The organism is Tabrizicola sp. YIM 78059, assembly GCF_004959785.1.
Taxonomy (GTDB): Bacteria; Pseudomonadota; Alphaproteobacteria; order Rhodobacterales; family Rhodobacteraceae; genus Tabrizicola; species Tabrizicola caldifontis.
Genome location: NZ_SJZH01000001.1, coordinates 526,135 through 538,563, shown reverse-complemented (window position 1 = coordinate 538,563; position 12,429 = coordinate 526,135). Strand labels below are relative to the sequence as shown.

The following is a 12,429-nucleotide window of genomic DNA, read 5'->3' as shown; positions in this document are numbered from 1 at the left end:
GCCTCACTCGATGATGAGGAGGGGGGCGCCGTATTCGACCGGGTGGCCATCCTCGACCAGGATGCGCTTTACCGTGCCCGCGCGCGGGGCGGGGATGTGGTTCATCGTCTTCATCGCCTCGATGATCAGGACGGTCTGGCCTTCGCTGACCTGCGAGCCCACGGTCACGAAGGGTGCGGCCCCCGGTTCGGGGGCAAGATAGACGGTGCCGACCATGGGCGAGGTCACCGCACCGGGGTGCTGGGCCGGGTCTTCGGGCGCGGCCGGGGCTGAGACAGCGGCCGGCGCTGTCGCAGCCGAGGCGACCTGGTGGACCACGGGGGCAGGGGCCGCAGCGGCAACCGTCACCACATTGGCCTGTTTGACGACGCGCACCTCGAGGCTGTCATCCTCGCCATATTCGCGCTTCACCGACAGTTCGGTCAGGTCGTTCTTGTTCAGAAGCTCGGCCAGTGCCGAGATGAAGGCCACATCCGTGTCGGTCGTCTGCTTGCTCATGCCGTCCTCTGTTGGCTTTGCGCCATTGGCTTCAAGGCAGGGTGCGCCCCCGCCGCCGCGTGTGGGGCGCTTATACGCGAGCGGCCGGGGGCTGAAAAGCCGCGAATCCGTGCCTGATCCCCGGTCAGTTGGCGCTAACGATGCAAAATCCTGTGCTGCTTGAAAATTTACCGTTTGATAAAAAATTCGACCTGTGCCAGCCTTCCATCAAAAGATGAGCCAGGGAGGCCCACAGCCGATGTCGAACAGTCCGTTTACCCCCGGAATCGTGGCCGGCCGCTTGCCGGACGCCGCCTATGCCCGGAACTTCGCCGATCACGAGCCGCCGCTGGATGCGCACGAGGCCCGCGTCGCCGCCGACCGCTGCTATTTCTGTCACGATGCGCCCTGCATCACCGCATGCCCCACGGCGATCGACATTCCGTTGTTCATCCGCCAGATCGCGACCGGCACGCCCGAAGCCGCGGCCACGACGATCTGGAGCCAGAATATCCTTGGCGGCATGTGCGCGCGCGTCTGCCCCACGGAAACCCTGTGCGAAGAGGCCTGCGTGCGCGAGGCGGCCGAGGGCAAGCCGGTAGAGATTGGACGCCTGCAACGGTATGCCACGGATGTGGCCATGGCCAAGGGGCTGCATCCTTTCACCCGGGCGCCGCGGACCGGAAAGCGCGTCGCCGTCGTGGGGGCGGGACCGGCGGGTCTGGCCTGCGCCCACCGCCTTGCGATGCACGGGCATGACGTCGTGGTGTTCGAGCGCCGCCCGAAGGCAGGCGGCCTGAACGAATACGGCATTGCCAGCTACAAGACTACGGGCGGCTTTGCGCAGAAAGAGGTCGAATGGCTGTTGTCTATCGGCGGGATCGAGATCCGCTGCGGAGTCGAGCTTGGCCGCGACGTGACGCTGGCGCAGCTTGAGGCAGAATATGATGCGGTCTTCCTCGGCATCGGTCTTGCGGGCGTGAACGCACTGCGCACTCCTGGCGAGGACAAGGCGGGCGTGCGCGACGCGGTCGATTTCATTGCCGAGCTGCGCCAGACCGCGGATCTGTCCACGCTGCCCATCGGGCGCGACGTGGTGGTGATCGGTGGCGGCATGACCGCAGTGGATGCCGCGGTGCAGTCGAAACTGCTGGGGGCGGAAAACGTCACCATCGTCTATCGCCGCGGGCAGGAGAAGATGTCTGCCTCGGCCTACGAACAGGAACATGCCACCAGCGCAGGCGTCCGCATCATCTGCAACGCGATGCCGGTGGCCATCCACGGCAACGGCGCGGTGCGCGAGGTGGAATTCGCCTACACCCGGGAAACCTCCGAGGGGCTGAAGCCCACCGGAGAGACCTTCCGGTTGAAGGCCGACCAGGTGTTCAAGGCCATCGGCCAGACGCTGGCAGGGGCACCCGAGGGGCTGGCTGTCGAGGGCGGCAAGCTGAAGGGACATCAGGGCAAGGTCTGGGCGGGCGGGGATTGTGCCGCCGGGGGCGAGGATCTGACGGTGACGGCCGTGGCCGAGGGCCGCGACGCCGCCGAGGCGATCCATGCCGCGCTGACGGCCGGCTGATGCGGGGCGATTTTCCTTGCCAGCCCAAGGCTTTCGCGCCATCAGGGGCGAAGCATGGACGGCTGGACCGACACCTTCATCGCCTTCGTCGAGCGCAACCGCGACTGGTTGCCGCTGATCATGATGACCTTTGCCGCGGCCGAGACCACGGCCTTCCTGTCGATCCTGGTGCCATCGACCGTCGTGTTGGTCGGCATCGGCGGGCTGGTGGCGACCGGGGCGGTGCCGTTCTGGCCGCTCTGGATCGGCACGACGATCGGGGCACTGATAGGCTCGACCTTCAGCTACTGGCTGGGGCGACGCTATGGCGGCGTGGTGCTGGCGCTGAAGCCGCTGAGCGACCACCCCGAGATGGTGGAAAAGGCACAGGCGAGCTTTGCGAAATATGGTCCCGCTACGATCTTCATCGGGCATTTCGCCACGGTTTTCCGGCCCGTTGTCTTCCTGCTGGCCGGGATGAGCCGCATGACCCTGCCGCGGTTCATGTTCTGGAACACGCTGGGCTGCATTGCCTGGGCGTTCCTGATTCCGAAACTCGGCCAGTTCGGCGGCGACATTATCGGCTGGCTCTGGTCGCTGCTCTGAATGGGTGCGGGGGAAAGCTCCGCGCCAAGCAATCGCTCTCTGCTTTCGCCAAGGAGGTCTGCCATGGCTAACCTGTCTTCCGAATTCATCGGCATCAAGTCGCCGAACCCGTTCTGGCTGGCCTCGGCGCCACCGACGGACAAGAAATACAATGTCGAGCGCGCCTTCGAGGCCGGCTGGGGCGGCGTCGTGTGGAAGACGCTCGGCTCCGAGGGGCCGCCGGTCGTGAACGTAAACGGGCCGCGCTATGGCGCGATCTGGGGGGCAGACCGGCGGCTTCTCGGCTTGAACAACATCGAGCTGATCACCGACCGCCCGCTGGAGGTGAACCTGCGCGAGATCAAGGAGGTCAAGCGCAAGTGGAAGGACCGCGCCTTGGTCATCAGCCTGATGGTGCCCTGCGACGAGGACAGCTGGAAAGACATCCTGGCCCGGATCGAGGATACCGAGGCCGACGGGGTAGAACTGAACTTCGGCTGCCCGCATGGCATGGCCGAACGCGGCATGGGCAGCGCCGTAGGTCAGGTGCCGGAATACATCGAAATGGTCACCCGCTGGGTCAAGAAGCACAGCCGAATGCCCTGCATCGTGAAGCTGACGCCGAACATCACCGACATCCGCCGCCCGGCCGAAGCGGCCAAGCGTGGCGGCGCAGATGCGGTTTCCCTGATCAACACGATCAACTCGATCACTTCGGTCAACCTTGACAGCTTCAGCCCCGAGCCATCGATCGACGGCAAGGGCACGCATGGCGGCTATTGCGGACCGGCGGTCAAGCCCATCGCGTTGAACATGGTGGCCGAGATCGCCCGCAACCCGGAGACCCATGGCCTGCCGATCAGCGGCATCGGTGGTGTGACCACCTGGCGCGACGCGGCCGAGTTCATGGCGCTCGGCGCGGGTAACGTGCAGGTCTGCACGGCGGCGATGACCTACGGCTTCAAGATCGTGCAGGAGATGATCAGCGGCCTTTCGCAATATCTGGACGACAAGCAGATCGCCTTGTCGGATCTGGTCGGCCGCGCTGTGCCGAATGTGACCGACTGGCAGTATCTGAACCTGAACTATGTCACCAAGGCGCGGATCGACCAGGATGCCTGCATCAAGTGCGGCCGTTGCTATGCCGCCTGCGAGGATACCAGCCACCAGGCGATCCTGATGAAGCCTGGCCGGGTGTTCGAGGTGAATGATGCGGAATGCGTGGCCTGCAATCTCTGCGTCAACGTCTGCCCGGTGGACAACTGCATCACCATGGTCGAGCTGCCGAAGGGCGCGGTCGATCCCAGGACGGGCGTCAAGGTCGGGGATTATGCCAACTGGACGACGCACCCGAACAACCCCAGCGTGAAGGCTGCGGAATAGGGCTGCTCTGCCCCCTCGTGCGGCTTGCGTGCGGGGGGGCTGGCATGCTAGGCCCATGCCATGACGACGTTGCGCAACATCCGCATCTGCTGCATTACCCGCTGACTTCGGTCGCGCGGGCGCTTCGTCATTCCCCATGGAAAGAAGCCGAACCCGCGCGGCGAAGGCTCGCGTGTCGAAGGGACTGACATGGTGAAGATCCGCCTGACGAACTCCAGGACCCGGAAGAAGGAGGACTTCTTTCCGATCGACCCGGCCAATGTGCGGATGTATGTCTGCGGCCCCACGGTCTATGACCGGGCGCACCTGGGCAATGCGCGCCCCGTGGTCGTGTTCGACACGCTGTTCCGTCTGCTAAGGCATGTCTATGGCGCGGATCATGTGACCTACGTTCGCAACTTCACCGACGTTGACGACAAGATCAACGCCGAGGCGCTGCGGCGGCAGCAGGCCGGCGCGAAGGGCACCCTGGAAGAGCTGATCCGCGAGCGGACCGAGGAGACCATCGCTTGGTATCACACCGACATGGACGCCCTCGGCGCGCTGCGCCCGACGCATGAGCCGCGGGCGACGGAATACATCGGCCAGATGATCGCGATGACCGAGGGGCTGATCCGGTCCGGTCACGCCTATGCGGCAGAGGGCCATGTCCTGTTCCGCGTCCGCAGCTACCGGGATTATGGCAAGCTTTCGGGGCGCAGCGTGGACGACATGATCGCGGGCGCCCGGGTCGAGGTCGCCCCGTTCAAGGAAGACCCGATGGATTTCGTGCTGTGGAAACCGTCCTCGGCCGCCGAGCCCGGCTGGGACAGCCCCTGGGGTCGCGGCCGGCCCGGCTGGCACATCGAATGCAGCGCCATGGCGCATGAGCTTCTGGGCGAATCCTTCGACATCCACGGTGGCGGGCTGGATCTGCAATTCCCCCACCACGAGAACGAGATCGCCCAGTCCGCCTGCGCCCATCCGCACGGCGACTTCGCGCATTACTGGCTGCACAACGAGATGTTGCAGGTCGAGGGGAAGAAGATGTCCAAGAGCTTGGGCAACTTCTTCACCGTGCGCGACCTCTTGGACCAGGGCATTCCGGGCGAAGTGATCCGCTTCGTCTTCCTGATGACGCATTACCGCAGCCCGATGGACTGGACGGCGGACAAGGCGCGCGCGGCCGAGGCGACCCTGCGCAAGTGGCGCGCGGCGTCGGCGTCGGTTGCCGCATCGTCGCCCCTGCCGGCTGTGGTCGAGGCGCTGGCCGACGATCTGAACACCGCCGGCGCGCTGGCTGCGCTGCATGTCGCAGCGGGCGAGGGGGATTGGGAGGGGCTGAAGGCCTCGGCGCAGCTGATGGGTCTTCTGACCGAGCATCTGGGCGCTTGGGCCACAGCGCCGCGGGTTGACCTGTCGGGTCAGGCGGAACGGCTGGCCGCGCTTCGGGCCGAGGCAATGGTCTCGAAGGATTTTTCCGCCGTCGATGCCCTGAAGGCCGCGCTGGTCGCGGCGGGGGTCGAGGTGCGCATGTCGAAGGCGGGGGTCGAGCTGGTGCCCGGACCCGGCTTCGATGCGGCAAGGCTGGAGGCGATCAAGTGACCGCAGAGACAGAAAGATTTTCGTCAAGGAATTTTTCGGCCCGGCGTGAGCGCCTCTGGCTTTTCGACACGACGCTGCGCGACGGGCAGCAGACCCAGGGGGTGCAGTTCTCGACCGCCGAGAAGGTGCAGATCGCGCGCGCGCTGGATGCGCTGGGGGTCGATTACATCGAGGGCGGCTGGCCGGGCGCGAATCCGACCGACAGCGATTTCTTCGCCGCCCCGCCCGCGACCCGCGCCACGCTTACCGCCTTCGGAATGACCCGCCGCGTGGGCCGGTCGGCCGAGAACGACGATGTGCTGGCCGCCGTCCTGAACGCGGGCACCCCGGCGGTCTGCCTGGTGGGCAAGACGCATGACTTTCATGTCACCACCGCGCTTGGCGTGACGCTGGAGGAAAACCTCGAGGCCATCGCCTCCTCGATCCGGCATCTGGTCGCGAAGGGGCGCGAGGCGCTGTTCGATGCCGAGCATTTCTTCGACGGCTACCGCGCCAACCCGGCCTATGCGCTGGCCTGCCTGACGGCGGCGCGGGATGCGGGCGCGCGCTGGATCGTGCTTTGCGATACCAATGGCGGCACGCTGCCGGCCGAGGTGGGCCGGGTGACGGCCGAGGTCATCGCCGCCGGCATCCCCGGCGACCGGCTGGGCATCCATTGCCACGACGACACCGGCAATGCGGTGGCGAACTCGCTGGCCGCGATCGAGGCCGGGGCGCGGCAGGTGCAGGGCACGCTGAACGGGCTGGGCGAACGCTGCGGCAATGCGAACCTGACAACGCTGATCCCGACGCTCTTGCTGAAGGAACCCTATGCCAGCCGGTTTGAGACCGGGGTCAGCCGCGCGGCGTTGGCGGGGTTGCTCAAGACCTCCCGGATGCTGGACGACATCCTGAACCGCGTGCCGCTGCGCAGCGCACCTTACGTCGGCGCCTCGGCCTTCGCGCACAAGGCGGGGCTGCACGCCAGCGCGATCCTGAAGGATCCCTCGACCTACGAACATATCGACCCGGCGCTTGTTGGCAACGAGCGCGTGATTCCGATGTCGAACCAGGCGGGCCTGTCGAACCTGCGGGCGCGGCTGGCCTCGGCCGGGATCGAGGTCGATCCGAAGGATCCGCGCCTGGGCCGGATCATCGAGGTGGTGAAGGCGCGCGAGGATCAGGGCTATGCCTATGACGGCGCGCAGGCGTCGTTCGAGCTGGTCGCCCGGCGCGAACTGGGCCTGTGTCCCGACTTCTTCGAGGTGAAGCGCTACCGGGTGACGGTGGAGCGGCGGAAGAACAAGTACGACCGGATGATCTCGCTTTCAGAGGCGGTGGTGGTGGTCAAGATCGGCGACCGCAAGATGATGTCGGTCAGCGACAGCATGGACGAGACCGGCAGCGACCGCGGCCCGGTCAACGCGCTGGCCAAGGCGCTGGCCAAGGATCTTGGCCCCTATCAGGCCTGCATCGACGACATGAAGCTGGTGGACTTCAAGGTCCGCATCACCAATGGCGGGACCGAGGCGGTGACGCGCGTCATCATCGACAGCGAGGACGGGCAGGGCCACCGCTGGTCCACCGTGGGGGTCAGCGCCAACATCATCGACGCCAGTTTCGAGGCGCTGCTGGACGCGATCCAGTGGAAACTGATCCGTGACTTCGGCCAGCCGCAAGGGGCGGCGGCATGAGCCTCGACGCCTGCGCCGGGCTGGTGCAGCGGGGCGATCCGGACCGTTTCCTCGCGGTGATGGCCGCCCCCGTCGCGGTGCGCGCGCAGCTCTTGCCGCTTTATGCCTTCAACCTCGAAGTCGCCCGCGCCCCATGGGTGACGCAGGAGCCGCTGATCGCCGAGATGCGCCTGCAATGGTGGCGCGACGTGGTGGAAAACGCGGCCTCGGGGGCAGCCCGCGCGCATGAGGTCGCGGGTCCGCTGCACGCGCTGATCCGGGATTTCGGCCTGCCAGTCGAGGTCATGGACCGCCTGATCGCCGCCCGCCGTTGGGACATCCACCGCGCGCCGCATGACGGGATCGCCGGGTTGACGGCCTATCTGGACGACACCGGGGCGGGGCTGATGTGGCTGGCCGCCAGGGCGCTGGGGGCGCCGGAGGGGGCGGAACATGCGGTGCGCGCCTATGGCTGGGCTACGGCGGCGGCCTTCTACCTGCGCGCCGTGCCCGAGCTTGTCGCGCGCGGGCGCCGTCCCTTGCCGGAGGGCGTGACCGGCCGCGATCTGGCGCGGCTGGGGCTGGAGCGGCTGGCCGCCGCGCGGCAGGCGCGCCGGTCGGTGCCAAAGGGGGTCGCCCCGGCGCTTCTGGCGGGCTGGCAGACAGAGGGTCTGCTGCGTCAGGCACTTGCCAGTGAAAGCTCGCATCTGGGACTCTCCGAGTTCCGGCGGCGCTGGCTTCTCTTGCGGCAGGGTGTCACCGGGCACTGGTGAGGGCTGCTCCTCGTTCGGTTGCGTCGCCTCGTCGCGGGACCGAGCGATTAGCGCATGCAATGCGGCCAAGAGCGGCCGTTCAGGCGCGCGTTTCCTGCGGCCGCAGCCAGAGCCAGATCAGCGCGCCGCCCGCCAGGACCAGGAAGGGCAGCATGGCCAGATTGACCATCTGCCAGCCCGCCTGGGTCGAGCCGCCGGCGCAATTCATCAGCCCGCCCGACGAAAAGCTCGCCAAGGTCACACCTCCGAACACGACAAGGTCGTTCAGGCCTTGCAGCCGGCCGCGTTCTTCCGGCCGCTGCGCGTTGGTCAGCATCGTGGTCGCCCCGATGAAGCCGAAGTTCCAGCCGATTCCCAGCAGGACCAGAGCGATGAAGAAGTTCTCGAGCTGCACCCCGGCCATAGCCACCGCCCCGGCCGCGGCCAGGATGGTCAGCCCAAGCGCGATGATCCGCTCGGTCCCGAAGCGGGCGATCAGATGGCCGGTGAAGAAGCTGGGCGCATACATGGCCAGCACATGGGCGGTTACCACATCCGCCGCATCCCCCGTATCGAAGCCGCAGCCGACCACTGCCAGGGGCGAGGACGTCATCACCAGGTTCATCAGCGCGTAAGAGACGGTGGCACAAATCATCGCCACGGCAATCACCGGGGTGCGGATAAGTTCTGCCCGCGAGCGGCCCGACGGCGCCCCAAGTTCAGGCGGCTTCGGCTTCGGAATGTCCAGCGCGGCAAAGATAAACATGCCGAAAAGATTAAGCCCGATGACCGCGAGATATGAGCCCAGGAACGGCACCACCGCATAGTCCGCGGTCACCTTTACCAGCTGCGGCCCGACGATGGCCGACAGCAGCCCCCCTGCCATGACCCAGCTGATCGCCTTTGGACGGAAAGTGTCGGACGCTGTGTCGGCGGCGGCGAAGCGGTAGAAGCCCTGCGCCGACATGTAGATACCGGTGAACAGCGCACCCAGGCAGAAAAGAAGGAAGCTGCCGCTCGACAATCCCCAGGCGCCGATGGCTGCCCCCAGCGTCCCGCCAAGCGCACCAGCCACGAACCCCGCGCGGCGCCCGTGGCGCTGCATGAAGGCAGAGATCGGCGTCGCGGTCAGCATTGAGCCGATGACCGTCATCGAGATCGGCAGCGTAGCCCAGCAGGCATTCGGCGCCAGCGTGGAACCGGCCAGCCCGGCGATGGTGAAGATCATGGGCATCTGGGCCCCCAGGATCGCCTGGGCGGCGACAAGGACGATCACATTGCGGCGGGCGGTGGAGTCGCTGGTCATGGGGGCAAGGCGTAGACCTGTGCCGGCCAAGGGGCAAGGGGCAGGGTTGCGACCGGGCGCCGCGGATGGCAGGAAGGGGCATGGTGGGCCGGATCATCACGTCTCTGGACTGCGTGGCCGAAGGGGCGGAGTGGCTCGCCGCGCGCGAGCCGGCCTTTGCCCGCGCGCTGCCCGTGGTCGGGCCGCTGCCCCTGCGCCGCGAGCCCGACGGCTTCGCGGCCCTGCTGCGCGCGATCGTCGGCCAGCAGGTCTCGGTCTCCAGCGCCCGGGCGATCTGGGCGCGGCTGGAAGGCGCGGGGCTGACCGGGGCCGAGGCGATGGCGCGGGCCTCGGACGCGGACCTGCGCGCCGCGGGTCTGTCGCGGCAGAAGGCGCGCTATGGCAGGGCGCTGGCGCAGGCGGGCATAGATTTCAACGCCTTGCGCGACATTCCCGATGCAGAGGTCGTCCGCACTCTGGTCGCAGTGCCGGGGATCGGGGTCTGGACAGCCGAGATCTATGCCATGTTCGCGCTGGGGCGGGCCGATGTCTTCGCCCCCGGCGACCTGGCGCTGCAAGAGGCGGCGCGGATGCTGTTCGACCTGCCCGCGCGGCCCACCGACAAGGCGCTGCGGGCCATGGCCGAGGCCTGGTCGCCCTGGCGCTCGGTTGCGGCGCGGGTGCTTTGGGCCTACTACCGCGTGGCACGGGAACGGGAAGGGGTGATCTGATGCGGGAATTGCGGTTCGGGCGGAAGGGCGCGGGGCAGGCGCGGTCGCTGGTCGTGTTCCTGCATGGCTATGGCGCGGATGGCGCCGACCTTCTGGGCCTGGCCGATGTCCTGGCGCCGCACCTGCCGGAAACGGCCTTCGTTGCCCCGGACGCACCTGAACGCTGCGCGGGGGGCGGTTTCGGCTATCAATGGTTCCCGATTCCCTGGCTCGACGGGTCTTCCGAAGCTGCCGCCGCAGCGGGATTGGCGGCCGCGGTCAAGGATCTGAACGGCTTTCTTGATGCGCGCCTTGCCGAAGAGGGGCTGATGCCCGACCGCATGGCGCTGGTCGGCTTCAGCCAGGGTGCGATGATGAGCCTGGAGGTCGCCCCCCGCCGCCCCGAGGCCGTGGCCGGGGTGGTCGCGATCTCGGGCCGGTTGCTCAGGCCCGAAGCCCTGGCTGCGGAAGCGCTGGTGAAGCCGCCGGTTTTGCTGATCCACGGCGATCAGGACCCTGTGGTGCCGTTTTCCGACATGGCCAGGGCAGGAGACGCGCTGGTCGCGGCCGGTTTTCCGACATATGGTCACGTCATGCAAGGCACCGGCCACGGCATCGCACCCGATGGGCTGGGCGTGACGCTGCAGTTCCTGAAGGAGCGGCTGGCCTAGCCGGATCTGCGCCGGAACAGTTGCCCCCCGACACTGGTGCCGGTCAGTTACCGAGTATCCCCGGCAGCCGCAGCCCGTGCTCCTTGGCGCACTGGATCGCGGCCTCGTAGCCCGCATCCGCATGCCGCCACACGCCCGAGGCCGGGTCGTTCCACAAGACACGCTCCAGCCGCCGCGCGGCCTCGGGCGTGCCATCGGCCACGATCACCACGCCCGCGTGCTGGCTGAACCCCATTCCGACCCCGCCGCCGTGATGCAGGCTGACCCAGGTCGCGCCCGAAGCGGTGTTCACCAGCGCATTCAGAAGCGGCCAGTCGGAAACCGCATCCGAGCCGTCCTTCATGCCTTCCGTTTCGCGGTTGGGGCTTGCGACCGAGCCCGAATCGAGGTGATCGCGCCCGATGACGATAGGGGCCTTCAGCTCTCCGCTGGCCACCATCTCGTTGAACATCAGCCCCGCCCGGTGCCGGTCGCCCAGCCCGATCCAGCAGATCCGCGCCGGCAGGCCCTGGAAGGCGATTCGCTCCCCGGCCATGTCGAGCCAGCGGTGCAGATGCGCGTTGTCGGGGAAAAGCCGCTTCATCGCCGCGTCGGTCTTGCGGATGTCCTCGGGGTCGCCCGACAGCGCGCACCAGCGGAAGGGGCCGATCCCCTTGCAGAAGAGGGGCCGGATATAGGCCGGGACGAAACCGGGGAAGGCGAAGGCGTTCTCGAACCCTTCTTCCTTCGCCACCTGGCGGATGTTGTTGCCGTAGTCCAGCGTCGGCACACCCGCGTTCCAGAACCCCACCATCGCCTCGACATGGGCGCGCATCGAGTGCCGGGCGGCCTTCTCCACCGCCGCCGGGTCGGTCTCCTGCTTCGCGCGCCATTCGGCGACGGTCCAGCCCGCCGGGCAATAGCCGTGCAGGGGATCATGCGCCGAGGTCTGGTCGGTCACGATGTCCGGGCGCGGCCCGCCCGCGCGCATCCGGGCGAGAAGTTCGGGAAAGACTTCTGCCGCGTTGCCCAGAAGGCCCACTGACTTCGCCTCGCCCTTTGCCGTCCATTCGGTGATCATGGCAAGGGCTTCATCCAGACTATGAGCTTTCGCGTCCAGGTATCGGGTGCGGATGCGGAAATCGATCCGGGTCTCGTCGACCTCCACCGCCAGGCAGCAGGCGCCCGCCATCACGGCAGCCAGGGGCTGCGCGCCGCCCATGCCGCCGAGGCCGCCGGTCAGGATCCAGCGGCCCGTGAGGTTACCGCCGTAATGCTGCCGCCCGGCCTCGGCGAAGGTCTCGTAGGTGCCCTGCACGATGCCTTGCGTGCCGATGTAGATCCAGGACCCGGCGGTCATCTGGCCGTACATCATCAGGCCCTTGCGGTCGAGTTCGTTGAAATGCGCCCAGGTGGCCCAGTGCGGCACGAGGTTCGAGTTGGCGATCAGCACGCGCGGGGCGTCGCTGTGGGTGCGGACGATGGCCACGGGCTTGCCGGACTGGACGACCAGGGTCTCGTCCGACTCCAGGTCCTTCAGGCTGGCGACGATCCGGTCAAAGTCGTCCCAGGTCCGTGCGGCGCGGCCGATTCCGCCATAGACCACCAGTTCATGCGGGTTTTCGGCCACGTCGGGATGCAGGTTGTTCATCAGCATCCGCATCGCGGCCTCGGTCTGCCAGGATTTGCAGGTCCGCTCTGGGCCGGTCGGCGGGTAGATGTCGCGGAGGTTGTGGCGGGGGTTCGTCATGGTCGGGCTCCTGGTCTGGTGGAGGCCCCGGGGGCGCTTCGCC

11 protein-coding genes are annotated in these 12,429 nt (G+C 67.4%); 8 read left to right on the top strand and 3 right to left on the bottom strand.

The genetic code is table 11. The annotated features are described in order from the left end of the window. Positions 1-3: 3 nt before the first annotated feature. Positions 4-498 (bottom strand): acetyl-CoA carboxylase biotin carboxyl carrier protein, encoded by a 495-nt coding sequence (gene accB / locus EZM81_RS02460; protein ID WP_135449017.1) that lies wholly within the window; start codon positions 496-498, stop codon positions 4-6. A 238-nt stretch (positions 499-736) separates the two neighbouring features. Between accB and EZM81_RS02455 the strand changes: the two genes are divergently transcribed. The 6 genes from EZM81_RS02455 (at position 737) to EZM81_RS02430 (ending at position 8,012) form a co-directional block, all read left to right on the top strand. Then, positions 737-2,056, top strand: a complete 1,320-nt coding sequence (locus tag EZM81_RS02455) for an NAD(P)-dependent oxidoreductase (RefSeq protein ID WP_136644647.1) — start codon at positions 737-739, stop codon at positions 2,054-2,056. A 54-nt stretch (positions 2,057-2,110) separates the two neighbouring features. Next, positions 2,111-2,641, top strand: a complete 531-nt coding sequence (locus EZM81_RS02450; RefSeq protein ID WP_136644646.1) for a DedA family protein — start codon at positions 2,111-2,113, stop codon at positions 2,639-2,641. Between the two features lie 63 nt (positions 2,642-2,704). Continuing rightward, positions 2,705-4,003: an NAD-dependent dihydropyrimidine dehydrogenase subunit PreA gene (gene preA, locus EZM81_RS02445; protein ID WP_136644645.1), complete on the top strand. Its 1,299-nt coding sequence runs from the start codon at positions 2,705-2,707 to the stop codon at positions 4,001-4,003. 189 nt (positions 4,004-4,192) lie between these two features. Further along, positions 4,193-5,587: a cysteine--tRNA ligase gene (gene cysS, locus EZM81_RS02440; protein WP_136644644.1), complete on the top strand. Its 1,395-nt coding sequence runs from the start codon at positions 4,193-4,195 to the stop codon at positions 5,585-5,587. Next, positions 5,584-7,260, top strand: a complete 1,677-nt coding sequence (cimA, locus tag EZM81_RS02435) for a citramalate synthase (RefSeq protein ID WP_136644643.1) — start codon at positions 5,584-5,586, stop codon at positions 7,258-7,260. Before cysS ends, cimA begins: the two co-directional genes overlap by 4 nt. After that, the gene (locus EZM81_RS02430; RefSeq protein WP_136644642.1) at positions 7,257-8,012 is read left to right on the top strand and encodes a squalene/phytoene synthase family protein; all 756 of its coding nucleotides are present in this window, start codon (positions 7,257-7,259) and stop codon (positions 8,010-8,012) included. The genes cimA and EZM81_RS02430 overlap by 4 nt, the downstream gene beginning before the upstream one ends. Positions 8,013-8,091: 79 nt before the next feature. Here EZM81_RS02430 and EZM81_RS02425 read toward each other — a convergent pair whose 3' ends face one another. After that, positions 8,092-9,297, bottom strand: a complete 1,206-nt coding sequence (locus EZM81_RS02425) for an MFS transporter (protein WP_136644641.1) — start codon at positions 9,295-9,297, stop codon at positions 8,092-8,094. 65 nt (positions 9,298-9,362) lie between these two features. Between EZM81_RS02425 and EZM81_RS02420 the strand changes: the two genes are divergently transcribed. Together EZM81_RS02420 and EZM81_RS02415 are read left to right on the top strand one after the other, a co-directional pair. Then, a complete protein-coding gene (locus EZM81_RS02420) occupies positions 9,363-10,007 on the top strand; it encodes a DNA-3-methyladenine glycosylase (protein ID WP_371685711.1) in 645 nt (214 codons plus the stop codon). Beyond that, positions 10,004-10,657, top strand: coding sequence for an alpha/beta hydrolase (locus tag EZM81_RS02415; protein WP_136644692.1), 654 nt, complete (start codon positions 10,004-10,006; stop codon positions 10,655-10,657). Before EZM81_RS02420 ends, EZM81_RS02415 begins: the two co-directional genes overlap by 4 nt. A gap of 43 nt (positions 10,658-10,700) precedes the next feature. On the opposite strand, the gene hutU is transcribed toward EZM81_RS02415, so the two are convergent. After that, complete coding sequence (gene hutU, locus EZM81_RS02410) at positions 10,701-12,386, bottom strand: urocanate hydratase (protein ID WP_136644640.1); 1,686 nt, start codon at positions 12,384-12,386, stop codon at positions 10,701-10,703. Positions 12,387-12,429 lie beyond the last annotated feature (43 nt).

Excerpts from the sequence above, each read along its gene's own strand:
- preA (WP_136644645.1), top strand. The coding sequence starts at position 2,705 with ATGGCTAACCTGTCTTCCGAATTCATCGGCATCAAGTCGCCGAACCCG.
- accB (WP_135449017.1), bottom strand. The coding sequence starts at position 498 with ATGAGCAAGCAGACGACCGACACGGATGTGGCCTTCATCTCGGCACTG.
- EZM81_RS02430 (WP_136644642.1), top strand. The coding sequence starts at position 7,257 with ATGAGCCTCGACGCCTGCGCCGGGCTGGTGCAGCGGGGCGATCCGGAC.
- EZM81_RS02420 (WP_371685711.1), top strand. The coding sequence starts at position 9,363 with ATGGCAGGAAGGGGCATGGTGGGCCGGATCATCACGTCTCTGGACTGC.
- hutU (WP_136644640.1), bottom strand. The coding sequence starts at position 12,386 with ATGACGAACCCCCGCCACAACCTCCGCGACATCTACCCGCCGACCGGC.
- cysS (WP_136644644.1), top strand. The coding sequence starts at position 4,193 with ATGGTGAAGATCCGCCTGACGAACTCCAGGACCCGGAAGAAGGAGGAC.
- EZM81_RS02455 (WP_136644647.1), top strand. The coding sequence starts at position 737 with ATGTCGAACAGTCCGTTTACCCCCGGAATCGTGGCCGGCCGCTTGCCG.
- EZM81_RS02425 (WP_136644641.1), bottom strand. The coding sequence starts at position 9,297 with ATGACCAGCGACTCCACCGCCCGCCGCAATGTGATCGTCCTTGTCGCC.
- EZM81_RS02450 (WP_136644646.1), top strand. The coding sequence starts at position 2,111 with ATGGACGGCTGGACCGACACCTTCATCGCCTTCGTCGAGCGCAACCGC.